Raw genomic sequence first — 20,819 nt, forward strand, 5'->3', positions numbered from 1 at the left:
GCGATGAAACGCGGCGATGGAGAACATGCTCCATGCAACGATTCACCTGCGACTGCGGCAATGTGCTCTTCTTCGGCAGTTCCAAGTGCCTGAAGTGCGGAGGCGTGGTCGGCTATGATCCAGCGCAGGGCCTGCTCGTGCGGCTGCGGCCCGAAGGAAAGCTGAAACGCTGCGCCAACGGCGTGAAGCATGGCGTGTGCAACTGGGCGCTGTCGGCGGATGCCAAAGAGACGCTGTGCATGGCCTGTGGCATGAACCGCACGATTCCAGACCTCGGCACGGCACGAAATCTGATGCTGTGGGGCCGCACCGAGATGGCGAAGCGACGGCTCATCTACACGCTGCTGCACCTGGGCATCACGCTGCCAACCAAGGCCGAAAACCCCAAGACGGGACTGGCCTTTGACATCGTCAGCACGCTTTCCAACCCCACGGTGACGACGGGGCATCTCAATGGCGTGATCACGGTGAACCTCGAAGAAGCGGACGACACCTACCGGCAGATCAACCGCCAGCAGCTCGGGGAGAACAGCCGCACGCTGCTGGGGCACTTCCGCCATGAGAGCGCTCATTATCTCTGGCAGCGCTGCCTTTCAGAACTGGCCTGGGACAACCCGCTGCGGCTGGCGTTTCGCGAGCGCTTTGGTGACGAGTGGCTGGATTATGCGTCGGCATTGAACGCGCACTATCAGCGCGGGGCGCCGGCGGGCTGGGAGCAGCGCTTCATCACCGCCTACGCGGCCTCACACCCTTGGGAGGACTGGGCGGAGACCTGGGCGCATTATTTGCAAATCGTGGACGGCCTGGAGACCTGCGAAAGCCTGGGCATCCAGGTGAAGCACCTCGCGCTGCCGCTGGTGATGCTGCCGGGCGAGGCGGGGACGCTGCCCGCGATGCTGCCGCAGGACGGCATCGCCGATGGTGAGTTCCTGGCCTGGCTGCAACGCTGGATGTGCCTCTCCACCGTGCTCAATGAGATTTCTCACAGCCTCGGCGAGCATGCGTTGTATCCCTTTGTCATCCCGGTACGCGTGGCGCAGAAACTGCGGCTGGCGCATCATTACGCGACGGTTTGGAAAACGCCCGTGCCGGAATCTCCCGAGCCCGGGGTCAATACGCAGGCACAAACGTCGCCGGAGTGACGCTCACGCTCATGCTCTGCATCGTGAACGAGCCAAACAGCGTCGCCAGCGCCACATCGGCGGCGTCACGCCCGTAGGCCACGACGATGCGGTTGCCACGGGTCACGCTTTCAGTGGCGTCAAAGGTATACCACCGCCCGCCGATGTAGGCCTCGAACCACGCGTGCAGATCCATCGGGTGGAGCTGGTACAAGAAACCCACCACCATGCGCGCCGGCACGTTGATCGCCCGGCACAGCGCGATGGCCAGATGGGCAAAGTCACGGCACACGCCTTGCCGCGTGCTGGCGGTGTCCAGCGCCGAGGTCGAGCTGTCGGTGCAGCCCTGGATGTTGGCGATGTTTTGGCAGATCCAGGCGCAGATCGCCGACACGCGCTCAAAGCTGGGCGGCAGATGACCGACGATCGAGGCGGCCAGCACGGACAACTGGTCGGACTGGCAGTAGCGGCTCGGCAGCAGGTAGTGCAGCACCTCAGGTGGCAGGTTTTGCACCAGCAGCAGCGGCACTCCGGGGTCTTCATCCACGGTATCCGCCACCTGGGCGCGGCACTGCACGGAGAGATGAAACGAGCCTGGGGGCATCACGATGCGCTGGCAGAGATTGCCATACACGTCGGCAAACTCCATCACTGGCACATGTGGGCGCGTGTGAAACTCCTCCCGCATGATCCACTGCGCCCAGCCGCTGCGCGGACGCAGCATGAAGATGGCAGGCACCTCCTCGGAGGTTTGGTAATCGAGCTGGCAGGAGGCATCAAGGATCATGAGGTGAGCTTGGACGAAGCATGAATGCCGCGTTGCAGAAAGCCCCCTCTCGACGGTGACGCCGGAAGGGCAACCGGAATCGCCGCAGGCACCCAGGAAGTCACGAAATCTGTGCGAGTGGTGATGCTGCTGATGCTGTGAATGGGGTGAAGTCCCCATTGCTTAAAGAACACGCAGGCTGTCTGCTGTGGTATGTCGCAGCGTTGGAAAGAATTATCCTGAGCACTTCCGCTTTGCCGAAGCGCATCGCTTTTCTGGGGGACTATCTGCCCCGGCTCTGTGGAATCGCAACGTTCACTCATGATCTGGCTGAGGCGGTGGCTGGCGCGGCTCCGGAGACGGAGTGCATTGTCTGTGCGGTGAATGATCGTGTGGAGGGCTACGAGTATCCGTCGCGAGTGCGCTTTGAGCTGCTGGAGAAGGACCTGGATTCTTATCGGCGTACGGCGGATTTTTTGAACTTCAACAACGCGGACGTGCTCTGCGTGCAGCATGAGTTCGGCATCTACGGCGGCCCGGCAGGCAGTCATCTGCTGGCACTGCTCAAAGAGGTGCGCATGCCGGTGGTGACGACGCTGCACACGGTGCTTCGTGATCCGAACGCGGCGCAACGACTAGTGATGGACGAACTCGTGCGCCGCAGCGACCGCCTGATCGTCATGGCGCACAAAGGCGCGGAGATTCTGCGCGATGTTTATGCCGTGCCGGAGGCCAAGGTGGACATCATCCCGCATGGCATCCCGGACATGCCGTTTGTGGACTCGAGCTTCTACAAGGAGCAGTTCGGCGTGCAGGGACGCACGGTGCTGCTGACCTTCGGCCTGCTGGGTCCGGGCAAGGGCATCGAGCACGCCATTGAGGCGCTGCCAGAGATCGTGCGGCAACATCCGAACGTCGTCTATCTCGTACTCGGAGCCACGCATCCGCAGTTGCTCGCACGTGAGGGCGAGCGCTACCGCCTCAGTCTCGAACGACTGGCGGAAGATCGCGGCGTGAAGGAGAACGTCATCTTTTACAACCGCTTCGTGTCACAGGATGACTTGAAAGAGTTCATCGGTGCGACGGATGTTTACCTGACGCCCTATCTCAACGAGGCACAGATCACCTCAGGCACGCTGGCGTATGTGTTTGGGGCGGGGAAAGCCGTCGTTTCCACGCCTTACTGGCACGCGCAGGAGTTGCTGGCGGACGGACGCGGTGTTCTTGTTCCTTTCCGCAATCCCCAGGCCATCTCCGAAGGCGTGTGCGGCCTGCTGGACGATCCGGAGCGGAAAGAAAAGATCCGCCATGACGCCCACGCGATGGGGCGAGAGATGATCTGGCCGGCGGTGGCGCAGCGTTATCTCGAATCGTTCCAGCATGCCCGCGCGGACCGCAAAGCCTCGCCGCGCGCCGCATTCGCCGGCTGGACGCTCGAAAACCGGCCCTATAAGCTGCCGCCGCTGCGCCTGGACCACATCGTGCGCATGAGCGATGGCACCGGCATCTTCCAGCACGCGATTTTCAACGTGCCGAATTTCCACGAAGGCTACTGCACCGATGACAACGCCCGCGCCTTCATCCTGTGCAGCATGCTCGATGAACTGGCCGACCAGCCACCGGCGGAAAACCTCGGCAAGCTCGCCACGAGCTACCTCGCCTTCCTTGCCGCCGCTTTGGATTACAAGACGGGCCGCTTCCGAAATTTCATGAGCCATGGCCGCCAATGGCTCGAAGAGGCCGGCAGCGAGGACAGCCATGCGCGTGCCTTATGGGCCGCAGGCATCGGTGCAGGTCGTTCGCGCAACGAAGGCCACCGCCGGCTATCAGCACAGTTGTTTGAGCGTGGTCTCGCCGCCGTAGAGGGATTCATCTCGCCACGGGCGTGGAGTTTCACCTTGCTGGGCATTCACGAATATTTGCGCCAGTTCACCGGCAACGCGCAGATCAACGCCATGCGCGTGACGCTCACCGACCGTCTTGTGCAGCGCTGGAAAGACTGTGCCACCGAAGACTGGCCGTGGTTTGAAGACAGCGTGACGTATGAAAATGCGCGCTTCAGCCAGGCGCTCATCCTCAGCGGCCAGTGGATGCCGAACCCTGAGGCCTTTGAGATCGGCCTCAAATCACTGCGCTGGCTCGTGTCGATTCAAAAGACCCAGTCCGGCTGCTTCCGCCCCATCGGTAGCAACGGCTTTTACCAGCGCGACGGTGCTCGTGCCGACTTCGACCAGCAACCGCTCGAAGCCCAGGCCATGGTCGCCGCATGTCATGAGGCATCGCGTGCCACGCGTGATGCCTCGTGGTCGCGAGAGGCCAAACGTGTCTTCGAATGGTTCCTCGGCCGCAACGATCTCGGTCTGCCCATTTATGATTCCACCACCGGTGGCTGCGGGGATGGCCTGCACCACGATCGTGTGAATGAAAACCAAGGCGCGGAGTCCACGCTGGCCTTCCACCTCGCCCTCGCAGAGATGAACTGCGCAGAGCACCTGATCCCACCGCCCCACGCCCCATGAGCTCTGTCCGCCTTCGCCGTCATAATGTGATTTTTCAGCCTGAAAGCGGTCGTGTCATCATCCGTCCATTCATTCCGGGAAAACCCCAGATCTTGGCCAACATTTTGACCCGCGCCCTCGCGCTAAGCGAAGCGGAGGCCGACACGCAGTTGCAGGCGATCCTGGCGGAGTTCGAATCGCGGCATTTCGACATCGAGTTACATCTGCTCGCGCACTATGAAAAGGTGCGCTCTCACATCGCACCGCAGGCGACTCTGTCACGCGTGCGGCAGTTGCTCATCGGTGCCTTGTTCTCTGGCGAGTATGCGCTGGAGTCCGCCGCGCTGTTCAATCCCTCCATCGTGCCGCATCCTGATCAAAGCAGCGTGCCTGAGGGCGGCCTGCGCTTCATCATGAGCCTGCGTGCCACAGGCGAGGGGCACATCTCCTCCATTGAGTTCCGCACCGGCGTCATCACGTCGGATGGCACCATCAGCGTGGAGCCAGTCTCGCGTTTGGTCGCGCTGCCGGAGGTCGTGCCCAACCCCACCTACAAGAAATCGCGCTTCATCACGAAGCTTCAGGAAATGGGATTCGTGGGCGGTCCGGCGACGGCCGTGATGGATCCACTGAAGGATGCCTTCACCCTCAGTGAGCTGGACGAAAGCATGCGGCAAGTGCGCCGCGAATCCAAACCTGTCGGCCGCGAACTGCGCCGTGCATTGGAGTGCTTTCGCTGGCTTGCCGACTCCAATTACGAAATCAACTTCTCCTCCAAGCTCGCTATGAGCGAGCGCATCATCTTCCCCGTCTCGCCCAACGAGACCAACGGCATTGAGGACGCCCGCTTCGTCCGTTTCATCGACGACGACGGCTCGGCGATGTATTGTGCCACCTACACCGCCTACAATGGCCGTGCCATCCTGCCGCAATTCATCGAGACGCAGGACTTCCTTCACTTCCGCGTGCTCACGCTCAATGGCAGCGCCGTGCAGAACAAGGGCATGGCATTGTTTCCGCGCCGTGTTAACGGCCGCTATGCGATGCTGTCGAGACAGGACGATGAGAATCTCTTCATCATGTTTTCCGACAACCTCCACCACTGGAGCAACCCGCATGTCATCCTGCGTCCGTCCGCGATGTGGGAGTCCGTCAAAATCGGCAACTGCGGCTCGCCCATCGAAACCGAGGCCGGCTGGCTCGTCATCACCCACGGCGTCGGCCCGATGAGGAAGTACTGTATCGGTGCTGTCCTGCTGGATTTGAACGATCCCACCAAAGTTATCGGCCGACTTCGTGATCCCTTGCTCTGCCCTGAGGGCAATGAACGTGAGGGCTATGTGCCGAACGTTGTTTATAGCTGCGGTTCCATGCTGCATGGCCGGGAGCTGATCCTGCCGTATGCGATGAGCGACAAAGCGTCCGCGATTGCGAGCATGTCGGTGGATGAGCTGCTGGAAGCCTTGAAGGCAAGCTCGTGAGCCTCAGGCTATTCCACCTGTCTTGACGAAGGAGCGGAAGACCTCGGCACGTTTTCGTGGCATGCGCTTACTCCTCCTTTTGCTGCTCTGCACGAGCGCTTTCGCCGCGAAGCCGAACATCATCATCATTTTCGTCGATAACTTCGGCAACGGTGATCTTGGCTGCTTTGGCTCCAAACTGCACCGCACGCCGAATGTGGACCGGCTGGCGGCGGAGGGGACGAAGTTCACGAGCTTTTATGTGGCCAGCGGCGTCTGCACACCGAGCCGTGCATCGCTCATGACCGGCTGCTATCCGTGCCGTTTGAACATGCAGGCCAGCGCCACGGGCGGCGCGGTGCTGCAACCAGTGGCGCAGAAGGGGCTGAATCCATCCGAAGTGACCATCGCGGAGGTTTTGAAAGGCGCGGGTTATGCGACGATGTGCGTCGGCAAATGGCATCTCGGCGATCAGCCGGAGTTTCTGCCCACGCGGCAGGGCTTTGACGATTTTTTCGGCATTCCTTACAGCGATGACATGACGAAGGACAAAAAGCCGGATCTCTGGCCGGAGCTGCCGCTAATGCGCGGCGAAAAAGTCATCGAGGCGCCGGCGGACCGTGATCATCTCGTGAAACGCTGCACCGAGGAGGCGGTTCGTTTTATCGAGGCGCATCAAAGCGGCCCGTTCTTCCTCTATCTGCCGCACACCATGCCCGGATCGACCCAGCATCCGTTTTCGAGCGAGAAGTTTCGCGGCAAAAGCGCCAACGGCGAGTACGGCGACTCGGTGGAGGAGCTGGACTGGAGCACGGGCGAGATCATGGCCGCGCTGAAGCGCCTGAAACTTGAGGAGACCACGCTCATCGTCTGGACGTCCGACAACGGCGCGGTGAAACGCAATCCGCCGCAGGGCAGCAACGCCCCGTATCGCGGCTCAGGCTACGACACCTCCGAAGGTGCGATGCGCATGCCTTGCGTGATGCGCTGGCCGGGAAAAATCCCCGCCGCAGCCGTGAACGATGCGCTCTGCTCCACCATGGACATGCTGCCCACTTTGGCCGCCCTGGCAGAAACCAAGCCTCCTCAGCACAAGATCGACGGGCATGACATTCGCCCAATCCTGTTTGATGCGGCGGGCACGAAATCGCCCTGGGATGATGACGGCTTCTTCTTTTACCGCATGGAGCAGCTTCAGGCTGTGCGGGCGGGCGATTGGAAGCTGTATCTGCCGTTGGAGGGCAAATTCGCCAATCTACAGCGCAAGCGCGAGCCGGTGAAGCTCGCGCTTTACGATGTGCGGCATGATGTGGGCGAGGAGCACGAGGTTTCCGCGCAGCACCCTGAGATCGTGGCGAAACTGACGGCGCTCGCGGAGAAGGCCCGTGCCGACCTCGGCGATGTGGATCGTCCTGGCAGCGGTCAGCGCGAGGCGGGTTTCATCGAGAAGCCGATGCCGCTCTTGCCTTGAGACGCATCGCCTGCTGTGTTGGCGCATGACCCGTGGCAACCGCTCGCTCATTCTGCTGATCCTCGTCATCCTGGCGGGCATCATCGTGCCGTTTGTGATCTGGGGCGCGTGGTTTGACTCGGTGCTGAGCCTGGAAGGCGCGCGGAAGTGGATGGAAGGCTACGGCTCGTGGGCCTGGGCGGCGGGGATTGCACTGCTGGTCTCGGACATCGTGCTGCCGGTGCCCTCGACGGTGGTCATGTCGGCCTTGGGTTGGATGTATGGCTGGTGGATGGGTGGTTTGATCTGTGCGGCTGGCTCGATGCTGTCTGGAATCATCGCCTATGCGGCCTGCCGCTGGCTCGGGCGTAGAGCAGCGCTGTATCTTGCCGGAGAAGAGGGTTTGCGACGCGGCGAGGAGATCTTTGAGAAGCGCGGCGGTTGGTTAGTAGCTCTATCACGTTGGATGCCGGTGCTGCCGGAGGCGGTGGCCTGTCTCGCGGGCCTGTCTCGTATGCGGCGGCGTGTTTTTTTGCCAGCGCTGGCCTGCGGCTCGGTTCCCACGGGATTTGCGTTCGCGGCCATCGGTCATCTCGGTCACAGCCAACCAGGCTGGGCCATCGCGCTGAGCGGACTCGTGCCTGTGTTGCTATGGGTGGCAGCGGCGCGTGTTTTGAAACGCTAACGCATCTCCTGCAAACCAGCAGCCTGGGCGGCGGCGCGGGCGTGCTTTTGCATCTCACAACGTGCAAGCCACAACGCGACCGGAACCCAAACGGCGGCAGCAACGACTCCAAGGACGCCAACCACGAGCATGTGTCGCGTTGTGATCATCAAGCCGCCGATGACGAACCACAGAAGAAAATTCCAGCCAAAGCCGCGCCGCACGCGCAGGATGCAACGAACGCGAGTCAAACAGCGGCCTTCGCCGTGATACTCGGTCACGCTGAGCCAGGCGCGAGAAACAGACGCCCACGGCCAGGCCTCGATGTCAAACCAGCGCCAGCCGTCGTCCTCACGATGGAGAATGTGCGCGGCTTTGAGCGTGCGACGCATCTCATGCAGCCAGGCGTCGCGGCTGACGCCCGTCTCACTCCAGAAACGCAGCGTGCCGAGCGTGATCGCTCTCTTGTGCGGCATCTCGGGCGGAATGATCTCCGGCAGCACAGGGCGGCGGCTCGGACGTGCGCCGAGCGTGCTCATGCCGCGCAGCCGAGCCCATTCGCGCACCATAGGCTGCATCAAACTCAGCCACCACAACAACGGACGATCTCCCGGCCGCGATGACGCACGCGAACTGACCCGCCATGCGGCCCAAACGGCAAACAAAACGAAGCCCGCGCTTAACTCGAACTGCTGACAGGCCAGCGCGGCCAGCAGCAGCGCGATCCACAGCACGCCGGTGAAATGTTCCCACCATCGAAACGACGACGAGGCATAAATGACCTGAAAAGCGCCCAGCCCGAAGGAACCGTGAAAAATGCTGCCTTCGACGGGGTGATCGGCGGGAAGCTGGTCGCCATAGATGCCGCCACGCCAGCGTGCGCCACCCAACGGGCCGAAACGTCCTGGATGGGCCTTCATCAGCAAGGCCTCGGCATGTCCGTAGCCGAGCTGCTGCTTCAAATAAGCCTTCACGGTGAAGCGGCGGTGATGCCAGACCATCGCGCCTGGCACAAAGCGCAGCGTGCCATGCTCCCGCAGCCGCCAGCAGACATCCACATCATCACCGGCGGATTTGAACTCAGCGCGGAAGCCGCCGATGCGATCGAGCGTGTCTTTGCGGATCGCCAGATTGCAGCCGGGCAGATGCTCGGCCTCGGTGTCATTCAGCAGCACATGCGCGGGTGCTCCAGGCGCTGCGGTGACCACGCGTTCGATGCGATTGCGCGGCGGTGGCGGGATGTTTGGCCCGCCAGCAGCCACGACGTGAGCTTCGGTGAATGCATGGCTCAAATGCAGCAGCCAGTCGGGATGCGCGATGCAGTCATCGTCGGTGTAGGCCAGAATCGAGCCAGTGGCGAGCTGTGCGCCGAGATTCCTTGCCACACTGAGCCCGGCATGTTCCTGACGGTGATAATTTACGCGATCAAAACCCTGCGCGATCTGCGCCGTGGCATCGCTGGAGCCGTCGTCGATCACCAGAATTTCGAAATCGCGATAACGCAGCGCCAGCAGTGATTCGAGGCAGGGGCGCAGCGTGGCGGAGCCGTTGCGCGTGCAGACGATGACCGAGAAGCGCGGTGGATTTGCGGGCGCGGGCAGTTGCGCGGGCAAACCACGCGCCGCACCGCATGCGGGCCGCTCGTTGCGCTCACGATCGACGATGCCGAAGCACCATCCGGTGACTTCCTGCCCGCCGCGATGCCATTCATCGGTGTAAGCGAACCACACGCCGCCAGCGGTGCCGCCGCGCAGCAGGCAGTCGTGCTGCCAGCGCATGACCTCGGCTTGTTTCTCAGCGCCATGCGCGTTCACATCGAGCCCGAACTCGGTGATGAGCAGCGGCTTGTTGCCCGCGAGATTTTGCAGCCGGGAGAGGCAGGCGGAAAACGCCTCGCGTGACTCAAGATAGACGTTCACCGCGAGGAAGTCCGCGTTGCGCGGCACGAGGTACTCGGTGGAAGGATAGGTGGCGTAGCTGACAAGCGTCTGCGGTGCCTGCTCACGGGCGATGCGGATCAGCTTCTCAATGAAATCACGCACACGCTCCGGCCCCATCCAACGTACGAGCGTTTTTTCGATCTCGTTGCCGACGAGAAACGCGGCGATGCAAGCATGGTCGCGCAAACGCGAGGTGGTTTCCGTGATGCGCTGCTCAATTTCATGCCGCAGCGCGCGGTCTGAGAGAAAATCGACATGCTCGGCCCACGGAATGCCGACGATGAGCCGCAAGCCGTTGGATTCGACCTCACGCAGCATCGCAGGCGTGGGCAGCTCGTAAATCCGCACGGTGTTGAAGCCGAGCGAGGCGATGTGGCGCAGATCGGAGGCAAGTTGAGCGTCTTCAGGAAAAGGCTCCGAGCGCGAGTTCGGCTTGAACGGCCCGTAACTGACTCCGCGCATGAAAAACGGCGCGCCACCGGCAAGTTGGAGAAATTTTCCCGCCGTGACAACACGCGCCGCGAGATTCGCGGGTGTGGCATGGGCAGGCGGTGTGGCAGGACTCATTCGGGAGCGGATGTTGAAGCAGGGACGTGCCGCAGGCCAGCCGGATTCAACTTCACTGCGCCTCAGCCCGCCTTTTCCTGCGGCTCCGCAGGCTCATGCTTAGCCTCATCGGGCTTTTTCACCTCCATCACGACCCAGCCATCTCCTTCTTTGGCGATGCGGCGGCCATTGATGGCAAAGACAACACAGATGCCAATGAAGGCTGCGGAAGCCTCAAGAAGAAACGGGGTGGTGACGAAGGCAAACAGGTAAGCGGCGCCCTGGAGCGTGATCTCACGCGCTGTGTCATTCACACAGGCGGCCACCGTGATGGCTAGCACTAAAGCGAGTGACCAGAGAACTGGTTCAAGCCAGCCGGAGGATCGTGTTGAGGGAGGAGGTTCGGAGGCAGGCATGAGGTCAATCCACCAGCGTGTTTTTACGAACGGACATGACCTGCTTCGTTGGCTGTGCCGCTGTCACCGGCAATGTCGCACCTTGGACGACCGGCATTTCTTTATCTTCCACCAAGGGAAGCGCCTTCAGCGCCCCAGGCACGATCTGGTGCTGAGACTCCATCACATGCATGCCCCAGATGGCCGTGCCGGCAAGAATGAGCACAAAGACCGCGATCGCGGCTGGCAGCGGCGACTTGATGGAACGTGTCCGACGAGAGGACGACGCGGTGACGCGCTCAGGAGATGCCGCACGATCCCGCAACCATGCGCCGTGGGAATGGGTGAGATAACGATAGTCGCGCTCGCCTCCGAGCGCGCCCTCAGGCAGCTCTTCGAGCATGGCGGTGGCGTCCACTTCCAAAAAATCACTGTACTGGCGGATGAAGGAGCGCGCGTAAGTCATGCTGCCGAAGGCGGCAAAATTCCCCGACTCAAGATAGCGCAGGCGTTGCGCGGGAATGCGCGTTTCATGCGCGGTGTCCGCAATCGACAACCCGCGTTTTTCACGCGCCGCAGTAAGCAGTTGTCCAAATGAGGTCGTCATGGTTTTGGTATCGGCACTGTGACAGCTTTGACACCGCTTGCGATGAAATATTTTTTACAAAGCCGGAGGAGCAGCACCTGGAGAATGACGTCTGTGGACAAAAAACCGGAGGCCGAGGACGGCCTCCGGTGAGATTTGCAGAAAACAATGAAGCCCAAGACTCACTTCGCCTCACCGAGCACACGCTTGATGTCGGCAGCCTGCTGGTCGGTGCTGGCCTGGTAGTCTTGCCAGATGACCTTGCCGTCTTTGACGAGGAAACAACTGCGCTTGGCAAGGTTCAGGAGCCCTTTGACCATCTTCTCCACCTTGAAGGCGGAGGCGATCTTGCCTTCGGGATCGGCGATGAGGTCGTAGGGCAGCGTGAACTTGTCCTTGAACTTCTTCTGCGCTTCCGGCTTGTCGAAGGAGACGCCGAGCACCTGTACGCCGCCTTTGCTGAGATCGGCAAAGGCATCGCGCAAAGAGCAGGCCTGCTTGGTGCAGCCGGGAGTGTCAGCCTTCGGGTAGAAGAAGACGACGGTGGGGCCTTTTTTGTACACGTCGGCAAAGTTGACGGTGGCACCGTCTTGATTGACGCCGGAGACGGCGGGGGCGTCGTAGCTGACTTTTTCACCTTCGCCGGCGCTGGCGATGCCGAAGAGAGCGTTGAACAAGGCGGTGAGCATGAGGAGACGTATTTTCATGAGATTACGAGCAGGTTGGGTTATTCGACGCTGGCTTTGAGGCCAGGAATGGCAGAGGCGAGTTGTTTTACGCCAGCCTTGGTGGCCTTGGACTGCCAGAGATAAACATTTTTGAGGCTCTTGATCTTGGCGAGGTGCTTCAATCCAGCGTCGGTGATCTCGGTGCCGTAGAGGTTGAGGGACTGGAGCTTTTTCAGCCCGATGAGTGATTCCAGGCCGGCGTCGGTGATCTTGGTCTGGCGCAGGTCGAGCGAGACAAGGCGCGGGAGCTGGCCGATGGTTTTCAAAGCGGCGTCGGTGATGATCGTGCGGCCCAGATCAAGCTGCACGATGTTTTCCTTGAGCGGCAGGATGGCGGCGGCTTTTGCATCATCGCACTTGGAGACACCGGTGAGGAAATCGACACGGACCAGCGGGCTTTCCACCTTCACGGGTGCCACCTGGGCTCCGGCGGCCTTGGCCTTGGCGAGAACGTCATCGGAAAGCGGCTTCACCTCTTTTTCGAGCGCGGCGAAGAAGAGATCGTGCTCGCGGGGTTTGAAGGGTTTCGCCAGTTCGGTGGCCGCACCGGCGGGCATGCCCTGGGTGCTGCCGATCCAGCCGGCGAAGTCGGCGCCCTCCTCGATCCACTTCTTCAGCAGCGCGATCTCCTCCTTGGTCAGATCATCGCCTTTGGGCGGCATGTGGCCGTCGTCGTCCTTCGGCAGCATGACCGATTCGTAGATGGAACTCTTGTCCGGCGCTCCAACAGTGAGAATTGGTCCGTTCTCGCTGCCTTTGACGATGGCCCAGGAGGCGTCGAGGCGGAGACCGGCCTTGGGCTCCTTCTTCTTGCCGTTCTCCTCATAGGGAGCCTTATGACATTCGATGCACTTCTTAGTGAGGAAAGGGAGCAGGTCTTTTTCAAAACTCACCGCGGCGTGGGCGGCGGTGGCGCTGAGGCAGGCGATGATAAAAAACGCAGGACGGCACACAGAGGTGGACATGGAGTTGGTAGGGGTGATAAAAGAAAAACACGGCGGAGCGCGTCTCCCGCCAAAATAGCGCAGGGATAACGCTTGCCTGTCCGTCTTGTTGCAGAGAAATACATCACAGATTTTCACCCGCATGAGCACCATTCAATCCTCCCAGGTCGAGGCCGACTCGCTTCTCCGCCGCAGCACGCTGGCCATTGTCATGGGCGGCGGGGCGGGCACCCGGCTCTTTCCGCTGACCCAAAACCGTGCGAAACCGGCCGTGCCGCTGGCAGGCAAGTACCGCCTTGTCGATATTCCCATCAGCAACTGCATCAACTCCGGCCTGCGACAGGTGTATGTGCTCACCCAGTTCAACAGCGCCTCGCTGAATCGCCATCTCTCCCGCACCTACCGCTTTGACCAGTTCACGCGTGGCTTTGTCGAGGTGCTTGCCGCGCAACAGACGCCGGATGGCGAGCGCTGGTACCAGGGAACCGCCGATGCCGTTCGGCAAAACTTGCGCTACTTCCTCGAAGGCGGGCATGATTACTTCCTCATCCTCAGTGGCGACCAACTCTACCGCATGGACTTCCGCAAAGTCATGCGCCAGCACATCGCCAGTGAAGCGGACCTGACCATCGCCACGCTGCCGGTGAACGCTCGTGACGCCACCGGCTTCGGCATCATGCGCGCTGACACGGACAACCGCATCCATGAGTTCGTCGAGAAGCCGAAAGACCCCGCCGTGCTCAAAAATCTGCGCATGCCGGAAGAAACCCTGCGCAGCCTCGGCCTCGACACCTCCGAGCCGCAGTACCAGGCCTCCATGGGCATCTATATCTTCAACCGCAAGGTGCTGGAGGAATGCCTGGACAACACCCACAACGACTTCGGCAAGCACATCATCCCAACGGCGATCAAGGATCGCCGTGTCCATGCCTATAACTTCCACGGCTACTGGGAAGACATCGGCACCATCCGCAGCTTCTTCCAGGCAAACCTGGACCTCTGCAAACTGGTGCCGCAGTTCGACTTCTTTGACTCCACGGCACCGATTTTCTCCCACTCCCGCGCCCTGCCCGCCACCAAGATCAACGGTGGCACCATCCGCGAGGCTTTGTTGGCCGATGGTTGCATCCTCACCGACGCGCATATCGAGACCGCCGTGATCGGCGTGCGTTCGCAAATCGAGGCTGGCACCACCATTCGCGACAGCATCATCATGGGGGCGGACTTCTACGCGGGGGCCGTCGGCACCGATCTCAGCCGCCCGCCGCCTGGCATCGGTCGGAATTGCCGCATCGAACGTGCGATCATCGACAAAAATGTCCACATTGGCGACAACGTCGTCATCACCCCGGAAGGCAAGCCCAGCGAGATGGATGCTGAGAACTACTACATCCGCGACGGCATCGTCTGCGTGCCCAAAGACGCGGTGATCCCGGCGGGGACGTGGATCTAAGGGGGGAGCACCATTTTCTTGCTTCACAAAAACAGGTGGCTGCGCTACAAACGCCGCCATGAAGCACCCGACCTGTGTTTTTCTAGCCCTGTTGCTGACTCTGGCTCAAACGAGCGGACAGTCGTCTGAACTCCGTACTTTCACCAACGCCTCAGGCAAAGCCATCCAGGCAAGACTTGTCGGTGTGGAGGGCGTGAACGCCACGATCGAAATGGCGACTGGGCAGCGCTTCACCTTGGCTGTCACCCAGTTTTCCGCCGCAGACCAGGCCTACATCAAACAGGCCGCCGCCACCTTGGCCCCTACGACGGCCGCTCCCGTGGCGGCCACAGCCTACAAACCGGGTCCGAATGACAAACTGGAGCCTGCGGTGGTGAATGAAGCCGTCGGCCAGTCGTTGTTTGGTGAGACGCCGCTCTGGACCGCATCCGCCACTGAGATCGCGGAGAAGCTCGGCATCCCGCCTGAGTCCAAGACCAAAACCTCCAGTAGCTACCGCTCCTACACCAAGGAGGACTATCTCATGTTCGGCGCTCATCCCTTCTCCGTGGCGATGTATGCCGAAAACGACAAGGTCACCGGTTTCTCGCTCGTCTTTGCCAATAAGGGCGATCTCTTCAGTGCCCGTGGCAGTGGTGAAATGCACTTTGATAAGGACACGCCGCCCGCCCAAGCCGCGATGATCGTCAAAAAGGCCATGGACAAAGATCTGGCGGCCATCTCGGCGACACTTTCCAAACAACTCGGAGCGCCACAGAAAGAGCGCTTTGGTGAGAAAGCCGGACGCATGAACATGCAGCGCTGGGACTGGCGCGGGCATGCCATCCTGCTCGCCGAGGCCGAGGGTGAATATGTCGGCATCCAGATTGTTACCTCCGCCTTCGCGGACGCCGGTGGCAAGGTGGAGAGCGTGAACGACACCATCATCCGCTCCCGTGCGCTGGCAAATCTGGAGAAGCGAGAGGGCGGTGATGTCGTCATCAGTGACATCCCGATGGTCGATCAAGGCCCCAAAGGCTACTGCGTCCCCGCCACGGCCGAGCGCAGCATGCGTTACCTCGGCATCCCGGCGGACATGTACATCCTCGCCAACGCCGGACAGACCGGCTTTGGCGGCGGCACGAACGTCGATATGATGCTCACGGGCATGGCTGCACAGATTCGCAGCAAGCGCCGCTCGTTTGACTCCTGGGAGAGCGAACTGAAGATCAAGGAGATCGCCAAATACATTGACAAAGGGCTGCCCGTCATGTGGACCCTGTGCAGCACCAAAGGCTTCAACGACACTGCCAACAAGCGCACCAAAGAGCGCAAAACCGTGACCGACTGGGCCGCCTGGCGGGCGAAAGTCACTGCTGAGGCTGCGACCAACTCCCTGCCCAAGGACAAGGACACCCGCCACATTGTCCTCATCATCGGCTACAACAAGGACACCAACGAGATGGCCTTCAGCGACAGTTGGGGTGACGATTTCAAGGAACGCTGGATCACGCTTCAGGAAGCCGAGCAGGTTTCCGACGGGCGTTTCTACGTCGTGGGCTTCTGATCCGTCGGATCACTGAGGAACCAGCCTCACCGCCTTGTAGCAGCGGTGATCCAGTAGCGAAGGCAGCAGGCCTTTGACCTCGGGACGCATCAGATACGAGTGTGTGTACCAATACACGGGCAGGATCGGGGCCTCGGTGAGGACGAGGGTTTCAGCCTCATTCAAGATTTGCAGACGTTTGGCGGCGTCACCTTCGCTAAAGCTCTGTTGGATGAGTTCGTCGTAGCGAGAGTTGCTCCAGCCGGTGTTGTTATTGCCGTCGTTGGTCTGCCACATCGCCAGAAAGGTGGAAGGATCAAGATAGTCGCCCCCCCAGGCGGCACGGCAGACCTGAAAGTCGAGTTTGCGCTGAGATTCGAGGTACACACCCCAGTCTTGGTTCAACACACGGGCGGGAATGTTGAGGTGCTGCCTCCACATGGCCTGCACAGCTTCTGCCAGCGAGCGATGCGCCTCGCTGGTGTTGATGAGGATGTCGAACGTCGGAAAACCTTTGCCATCTGGGAAGCCCGCCTCGCTGAGAAGTTTGCGGGCCTCGTCAGGATTGAAGCGCATGAGATCCGGCGTGTGATACTCGGCCAGCGTTCCCGGCGGTGTCAGGCCTGTGGCGGGTTTCTGCCCGGCGCGGAGGATGTTGCGTGTGATGCTCTCCCGGTCGATGGCCAGCGCGAGCGCTCGGCGCACCTTGGGATCATCAAAGGGTTTCTTCGTGACGTTGCAGCGGTAGAAATAAACACTGAGAAGCGGATCGCTGTGAAAGAAGGGCGCTTTGCTCTCGCGGTAACCGGGAATCTTCGAGAGTGGCGCCGTGAGCGTGACGTGAAGCTGACCGTCGAGGAAAGCACGCTCTTCCGTGGTGTCGCTGACGATGGGGAGGAAGACGATGCCGTTGAGTTTGACGCTCGCGGCGTCCCAGTAGTGCGGATTGCGGTCCACCTCGATGGTCTGGTTCACCCGCCAGCTCTTGAGCTTGAAGGGACCGTTGCCGACCATGTTGGCGGGGCGCGTCCAGCGGGTGTTGCCGCGGTCATCCATTTTACCGTGCTTCTCGATGACATGCTTTGGCACGGGGAACCACGAGTAGTGCTTCAGCATGCTCGGCAGGTAGGGGGCGGGACCTTTGAGCGTGATTTGCAGCTTGTGGGAGTCGAGCGCCCTCACGCCGACTTGTGAGAAGTCTGACAACTTGCCGGTGTGATACGCTTCGGCGTTCAGCATCGGGTAAAGCATGGCCGCGTAGTCGGCCCCGAGCTGCGGGGTGAGGATGCGCTGGTAAGCGTAGAGGAAATCAGCGGTCGTCACCAGCGTGCCATCGCTCCACCGGCCATTCGGTTGAAGTTTGAAGGTCCAGGTGGTGAAATTCTCATGTGTCCAGGACACGGCGGCACCGGGTCCGTCGCCATCAGGATTCTCTGGCAGCGGGGCGACGAGGCCCTCGAAGATCGCGTGGAAGATGTGGTGCTCCGGCTGGCCGCTAGCGAGCTGAGGATCCAGCGTGGCAGGCTCGGAGCCGTTGCCGATGAGCAGGATGCCGTCTCGATTCGCCTCATCGACACGCGTGGGCCGGTGCGTGCGGTGATGATGAAACCACGCGATGCCGCCAAGGGCGATGAGGAGAATGAAAACACGAACAAGCCAGCGCATGAGGCCCACCATGGCACAAAGCGCCCCGCGTCCGCAAACAAAACGGCCCCGCCGTGCACAGGCGGGGCCGCGTGGGGTTTTCAAAACTCAGATTCTGGCGCTACTACCTGCCAAAACCAAAGCTGAAGCTGACGCCGCTGCGCGGGCGGCTGTAAGAAGGGCGGTAACCGCTGTAACTGTGGCCCGCGTGACCGCTGTAGCCAGGGTTGTAGCCATAGTTTGGCTGCTGCGGAGGCAGCGTGACCCACTGGCCGACCGGGCGGCCGCAGTGGTCGTAGCCGACGATGCGATACACGGCGACGATCGGCGTGCCGCAGGAAGTGTAGCCGACGACACGGGTGGCACCGCTGCCGCAGGCATGATCGGCCTTGGCGGTGGAGGGAGCTGCAAAACCAAGAACAGCGGCGGCAGCGACAAGAGAGAGGATGGCTTTCATGAGTGTGTGTGTGGAATTTGTTTCCGCACTTTGTGACGAGGCCGCGCCGCGCCTATTCAGCCATCTTGAAAATATTTTCCGGCTACTGCTGCGACATCGACTTCGGATCGAACGCATCACGCAATCCATCGCCGAGCAGGTTGAGCGCCAGCAGCGTGGCAGAGAAGAAGACGCCGGGATACAGCAGTAGCCACGGATAGGTCTCCATGGAGTTCGCGCCTTCACGAATCAGCACGCCCCAGCTCGCATCCGGCGGCTGGATGCCGAGGCCGAGAAAGCTCAGCGCGGCCTCCAGCAGCATCACGCCGGGCACGGTTAGGCTGGCGTAGATGATGACCGGACCCGTCACATTCGGCAGCAGATGCTTCCACACGATGTGCCAGAAGCCCGCGCCGCTCGCTCGTGCGGCGATGATGAACTCAAGATTCTTCAACGCGAGCACCTGCCCGCGCACCACCCGTGCCATCGTGAGCCATTCCACCGCTCCAATCGCCACGAAGATGAGCCAGAACTCACGCCCGACGATGACCATGAGCAAGATGACGAAGTTGATGAAAGGAAACGCATACAGGATGTCCACGATGCGCATCATGGCTGAGTCGATGCGACCACCCGCGAGGCCGGAAACCATGCCGTAAAACACACCAATGATCGCTGCGACCGCCGTAGCGAGCAAACCGACCTCTAGCGACACGCGCCCGCCGTGCAGGATGCGCGTGAGCATGTCACGCCCGAGAGGATCGGTACCCAGCCAGTGCGCGATGCTCGGATTCGTGGCCTTGAGCTCGAGATTCTGCTCCGACTGATCGTATGGCGAGAGTTCAGGCCCGACGCCACACAAAACCACGAGCACGACGAGAAACCAAAACGCCCACGCATTCAAACGCTGCCGCATGAGCCGCTGCCACGCGGCCCGCATTGGGGAAAGGCTATGTTGGGGCGTGCTGCTCATGCCTGGAGCCGGATGCGAGGGTTCAGAACAGCCTGGAGGATGTCCACGAGGAGATTAAAGCCAACGATAAGCGCCGCGTAAAAAGTGGAGATGGCAATCGTGAGCTGATGATCGCCGTTCGTCGCCGCTGCGATGAAAAACTGGCCGAGACCGGGCAATTGGAAGATCGTTTCGACAATGAACGAGCCGGTGAGCAGCCCCGCCGCCGCTGGACCGAGGTAGTTGAGCACCGGCAGGCTGGCGAGCTTCATGGCATGCAAGAATACGACCGAAGTTTCGCTCGATCCTTTCGCCCGCGCCGTGCGGATGAACTCCTGCGCCAGCGTCTCGCGCAAACTGCCGCGTGTGAGTCGTGCGATGTAAGCGCTGTAGATGATGCCGAGCGTGAGCGCAGGCAGCACCCAATCGGAGGAGTCAAACCAACCCGCGACATTGAACCAGCGCAGCTTCAGGCCAAACAGCATCGCAATCAGCGGCCCCAGCACCATGCTGGGCGTGCAGATGCCAAGCGTCGCCGCGAACGTGCTGGCGCGATCTTCCAGCGTGTTTGGCCGCAGCGCGGCGAGCGCTCCGAGCGGCACGCCGATGACCAGCGCAATGAGCAAAGCCGCCACACCCACCGCCGCAGACACCGGAAACCCAGAAGCGATGATCTCATCCACCCCACGGCCTTTGTAGTGATACGAGTCGGGCAGATCCAGCGTGACGTAATGCTTCAGTTGCAGACCGAGCTGCACGATCCACGGCTTGTTCAGGCCGTAATACTCCTCCTGCGCTTTCCGCGCCTCTTCGGTGACGTTGCGCTCGTTTCTCACCGCGCCACCTGGCACCAGCTTCGACAGCGTGAATGTGATCGTGATCACCGCGAAGATCACGACAAGCCCTTGGACGATGCGGCTGACGAGGAAGCGGATCATTTCGACTTCTCGTAAAGATCGCCGATGTCTGCGGCGGCGAGTTCGATGAGGTAAGTGGCGATCTTGGCTCCAAGCGCCTCGAAGTAGCGTTTCCCTTTCTCGGCGGTGCTGTGCTGGGGATCACCGCTGCCGGTGTCGTTCGTGGCCTTCGTCCATGCACGCTGCGCCCAGGCCCATTTTTCGTTGATGGCTTTCAGCTTCCAGCGGTTGTCAGTGCCGACTCCCCATTCAGTCTTAGGCAGCGCCAGATGAGGATGCAGATGCATGATCAAACTGGTTTCGCGCTCATCCGCATGATCCCCAACGATGTCGAAGATGTCGTCGCCTTTCACCGCATTGAACCACGAGACGGTGGAGAGAAACATCTTCGGGTGCCGGGCTTGCAGCTCACGCAGCATCTGGCGGAAATCGTTGCCGCCGTGGCCGTTCATGATGACGAATTTCATCACACCGACGCCTTCAAGGCTGGAGATGATGTCTTCCAGCACCATCATTTGGGTGGTGGGATTCATGTTGATGCAGAACGGCACATCCAGCTGGCCGGTCTGCACCCCAAAGGGCATGTTCGGTAGGATGCCGACCTTCGCACCCGCTTCCCAGGCGATGCGGCCTGCCTCGGCGGCGATGGCATCGTTTTGCAGCGAGTCGGTGGCGTAAGGCAGGTGCCAGTTGTGCGCCTCCGTGGCTCCCCACGGCAGCATAGCGACCTCATAGCGCGTGGCTTTGACGTGCTTCCAATTTGTTTCGGCGATGATCCAGGGTCTAGGACTCAT

The 20,819-nt window shown here is 61.1% G+C and carries 18 protein-coding genes; 7 read left to right on the plus strand and 11 right to left on the minus strand.

Annotated elements, in window-relative coordinates; all coding sequences use genetic code 11:
- Positions 1-32 precede the first annotated feature (32 nt).
- Positions 33-1,142, plus strand: coding sequence for a putative zinc-binding metallopeptidase (locus ACILSI_RS20680; RefSeq protein ID WP_395723814.1), 1,110 nt, complete (start codon positions 33-35; stop codon positions 1,140-1,142).
- Here the strand turns inward: ACILSI_RS20680 and ACILSI_RS20685 are convergent.
- Positions 1,111-1,908, minus strand: a complete 798-nt coding sequence (locus ACILSI_RS20685; protein WP_395723815.1) for a transglutaminase family protein — start codon at positions 1,906-1,908, stop codon at positions 1,111-1,113. The genes ACILSI_RS20680 and ACILSI_RS20685 overlap by 32 nt on opposite strands.
- Before the next feature lie 218 nt (positions 1,909-2,126).
- On the opposite strand from ACILSI_RS20685, the gene ACILSI_RS20690 reads away from it, so the two are divergent.
- The 4 genes from ACILSI_RS20690 (at position 2,127) to ACILSI_RS20705 (ending at position 7,980) form a co-directional block, all read left to right on the plus strand.
- Entirely contained in the window at positions 2,127-4,406 is a 2,280-nt protein-coding gene (locus tag ACILSI_RS20690; protein WP_395723832.1) for a glycosyltransferase family 4 protein, read from the plus strand.
- Between the two features lie 92 nt (positions 4,407-4,498).
- Positions 4,499-5,866, plus strand: coding sequence for a glycoside hydrolase family 130 protein (locus ACILSI_RS20695; protein WP_395723816.1), 1,368 nt, complete (start codon positions 4,499-4,501; stop codon positions 5,864-5,866).
- Positions 5,867-5,927: 61 nt separating this feature from the next.
- Positions 5,928-7,316 carry a sulfatase gene (locus tag ACILSI_RS20700; protein WP_395723817.1) on the plus strand — a complete coding sequence of 463 codons (1,389 nt, stop codon included), beginning with the start codon at positions 5,928-5,930 and terminating at the stop codon, positions 7,314-7,316.
- A 25-nt stretch (positions 7,317-7,341) separates the two neighbouring features.
- Positions 7,342-7,980 (plus strand): TVP38/TMEM64 family protein, encoded by a 639-nt coding sequence (locus ACILSI_RS20705; RefSeq protein ID WP_395723818.1) that lies wholly within the window; start codon positions 7,342-7,344, stop codon positions 7,978-7,980.
- Here the strand turns inward: ACILSI_RS20705 and ACILSI_RS20710 are convergent.
- The 5 genes from ACILSI_RS20710 to ACILSI_RS20730 form a co-directional block, all read right to left on the minus strand.
- Positions 7,977-10,466: a glycosyltransferase gene (locus ACILSI_RS20710; RefSeq protein ID WP_395723819.1), complete on the minus strand. Its 2,490-nt coding sequence runs from the start codon at positions 10,464-10,466 to the stop codon at positions 7,977-7,979. The two genes, ACILSI_RS20705 and ACILSI_RS20710, sit on opposite strands and share 4 nt — an antisense overlap.
- A gap of 62 nt (positions 10,467-10,528) precedes the next feature.
- A complete protein-coding gene (locus tag ACILSI_RS20715) occupies positions 10,529-10,786 on the minus strand; it encodes a hypothetical protein (protein ID WP_395723820.1) in 258 nt (85 codons plus the stop codon).
- Positions 10,787-10,865: 79 nt separating this feature from the next.
- A complete protein-coding gene (locus tag ACILSI_RS20720; RefSeq protein ID WP_395723821.1) occupies positions 10,866-11,447 on the minus strand; it encodes a helix-turn-helix domain-containing protein in 582 nt (193 codons plus the stop codon).
- A 161-nt stretch (positions 11,448-11,608) separates the two neighbouring features.
- A complete protein-coding gene (locus ACILSI_RS20725) occupies positions 11,609-12,133 on the minus strand; it encodes a peroxiredoxin (protein WP_395723822.1) in 525 nt (174 codons plus the stop codon).
- A gap of 20 nt (positions 12,134-12,153) precedes the next feature.
- Positions 12,154-13,119, minus strand: a complete 966-nt coding sequence (locus ACILSI_RS20730; protein ID WP_395723823.1) for a c-type cytochrome domain-containing protein — start codon at positions 13,117-13,119, stop codon at positions 12,154-12,156.
- 121 nt (positions 13,120-13,240) lie between these two features.
- Between ACILSI_RS20730 and ACILSI_RS20735 the strand changes: the two genes are divergently transcribed.
- Together ACILSI_RS20735 and ACILSI_RS20740 are read left to right on the plus strand one after the other, a co-directional pair.
- The gene (locus ACILSI_RS20735) at positions 13,241-14,551 is read left to right on the plus strand and encodes a glucose-1-phosphate adenylyltransferase (RefSeq protein ID WP_395723824.1); all 1,311 of its coding nucleotides are present in this window, start codon (positions 13,241-13,243) and stop codon (positions 14,549-14,551) included.
- Between the two features lie 58 nt (positions 14,552-14,609).
- Entirely contained in the window at positions 14,610-16,097 is a 1,488-nt protein-coding gene (locus ACILSI_RS20740) for a C39 family peptidase (RefSeq protein WP_395723825.1), read from the plus strand.
- Between the two features lie 9 nt (positions 16,098-16,106).
- Here the strand turns inward: ACILSI_RS20740 and ACILSI_RS20745 are convergent, their stop codons facing one another.
- The 5 genes from ACILSI_RS20745 to ACILSI_RS20765 all read right to left on the minus strand — a co-directional run bounded on the left by ACILSI_RS20745 (position 16,107) and on the right by ACILSI_RS20765 (position 20,819).
- A complete protein-coding gene (locus tag ACILSI_RS20745) occupies positions 16,107-17,741 on the minus strand; it encodes a peptide ABC transporter substrate-binding protein (protein WP_395723826.1) in 1,635 nt (544 codons plus the stop codon).
- Positions 17,742-17,844: 103 nt separating this feature from the next.
- Entirely contained in the window at positions 17,845-18,177 is a 333-nt protein-coding gene (locus tag ACILSI_RS20750; protein ID WP_395723827.1) for a hypothetical protein, read from the minus strand.
- Between the two features lie 82 nt (positions 18,178-18,259).
- Positions 18,260-19,129, minus strand: a complete 870-nt coding sequence (locus tag ACILSI_RS20755; RefSeq protein WP_395723828.1) for an ABC transporter permease — start codon at positions 19,127-19,129, stop codon at positions 18,260-18,262.
- Entirely contained in the window at positions 19,126-20,046 is a 921-nt protein-coding gene (locus ACILSI_RS20760) for an ABC transporter permease (RefSeq protein ID WP_395723829.1), read from the minus strand. Before ACILSI_RS20760 ends, ACILSI_RS20755 begins: the two co-directional genes overlap by 4 nt.
- A complete protein-coding gene (locus ACILSI_RS20765) occupies positions 20,043-20,819 on the minus strand; it encodes a creatininase family protein (RefSeq protein ID WP_395723830.1) in 777 nt (258 codons plus the stop codon). Before ACILSI_RS20765 ends, ACILSI_RS20760 begins: the two co-directional genes overlap by 4 nt.

Origin of the sequence: Prosthecobacter sp., from assembly GCF_044232965.1 — a bacterium.
Lineage (GTDB): Bacteria > Verrucomicrobiota > Verrucomicrobiia > Verrucomicrobiales > Verrucomicrobiaceae > Prosthecobacter.

Excerpts from the sequence above, each read along its gene's own strand:
- ACILSI_RS20765 (WP_395723830.1), bottom strand. The coding sequence starts at position 20,819 with ATGAGTCCTAGACCCTGGATCATCGCCGAAACAAATTGGAAGCACGTC.
- ACILSI_RS20730 (WP_395723823.1), bottom strand. The coding sequence starts at position 13,119 with ATGTCCACCTCTGTGTGCCGTCCTGCGTTTTTTATCATCGCCTGCCTC.
- ACILSI_RS20700 (WP_395723817.1), top strand. The coding sequence starts at position 5,928 with ATGCGCTTACTCCTCCTTTTGCTGCTCTGCACGAGCGCTTTCGCCGCG.
- ACILSI_RS20720 (WP_395723821.1), bottom strand. The coding sequence starts at position 11,447 with ATGACGACCTCATTTGGACAACTGCTTACTGCGGCGCGTGAAAAACGC.
- ACILSI_RS20760 (WP_395723829.1), bottom strand. The coding sequence starts at position 20,046 with ATGATCCGCTTCCTCGTCAGCCGCATCGTCCAAGGGCTTGTCGTGATC.
- ACILSI_RS20680 (WP_395723814.1), top strand. The coding sequence starts at position 33 with ATGCAACGATTCACCTGCGACTGCGGCAATGTGCTCTTCTTCGGCAGT.
- ACILSI_RS20685 (WP_395723815.1), bottom strand. The coding sequence starts at position 1,908 with ATGATCCTTGATGCCTCCTGCCAGCTCGATTACCAAACCTCCGAGGAG.
- ACILSI_RS20710 (WP_395723819.1), bottom strand. The coding sequence starts at position 10,466 with ATGAGTCCTGCCACACCGCCTGCCCATGCCACACCCGCGAATCTCGCG.
- ACILSI_RS20740 (WP_395723825.1), top strand. The coding sequence starts at position 14,610 with ATGAAGCACCCGACCTGTGTTTTTCTAGCCCTGTTGCTGACTCTGGCT.
- ACILSI_RS20735 (WP_395723824.1), top strand. The coding sequence starts at position 13,241 with ATGAGCACCATTCAATCCTCCCAGGTCGAGGCCGACTCGCTTCTCCGC.
- ACILSI_RS20705 (WP_395723818.1), top strand. The coding sequence starts at position 7,342 with ATGACCCGTGGCAACCGCTCGCTCATTCTGCTGATCCTCGTCATCCTG.
- ACILSI_RS20745 (WP_395723826.1), bottom strand. The coding sequence starts at position 17,741 with ATGCGCTGGCTTGTTCGTGTTTTCATTCTCCTCATCGCCCTTGGCGGC.
- ACILSI_RS20750 (WP_395723827.1), bottom strand. The coding sequence starts at position 18,177 with ATGAAAGCCATCCTCTCTCTTGTCGCTGCCGCCGCTGTTCTTGGTTTT.
- ACILSI_RS20725 (WP_395723822.1), bottom strand. The coding sequence starts at position 12,133 with ATGAAAATACGTCTCCTCATGCTCACCGCCTTGTTCAACGCTCTCTTC.
- ACILSI_RS20755 (WP_395723828.1), bottom strand. The coding sequence starts at position 19,129 with ATGAGCAGCACGCCCCAACATAGCCTTTCCCCAATGCGGGCCGCGTGG.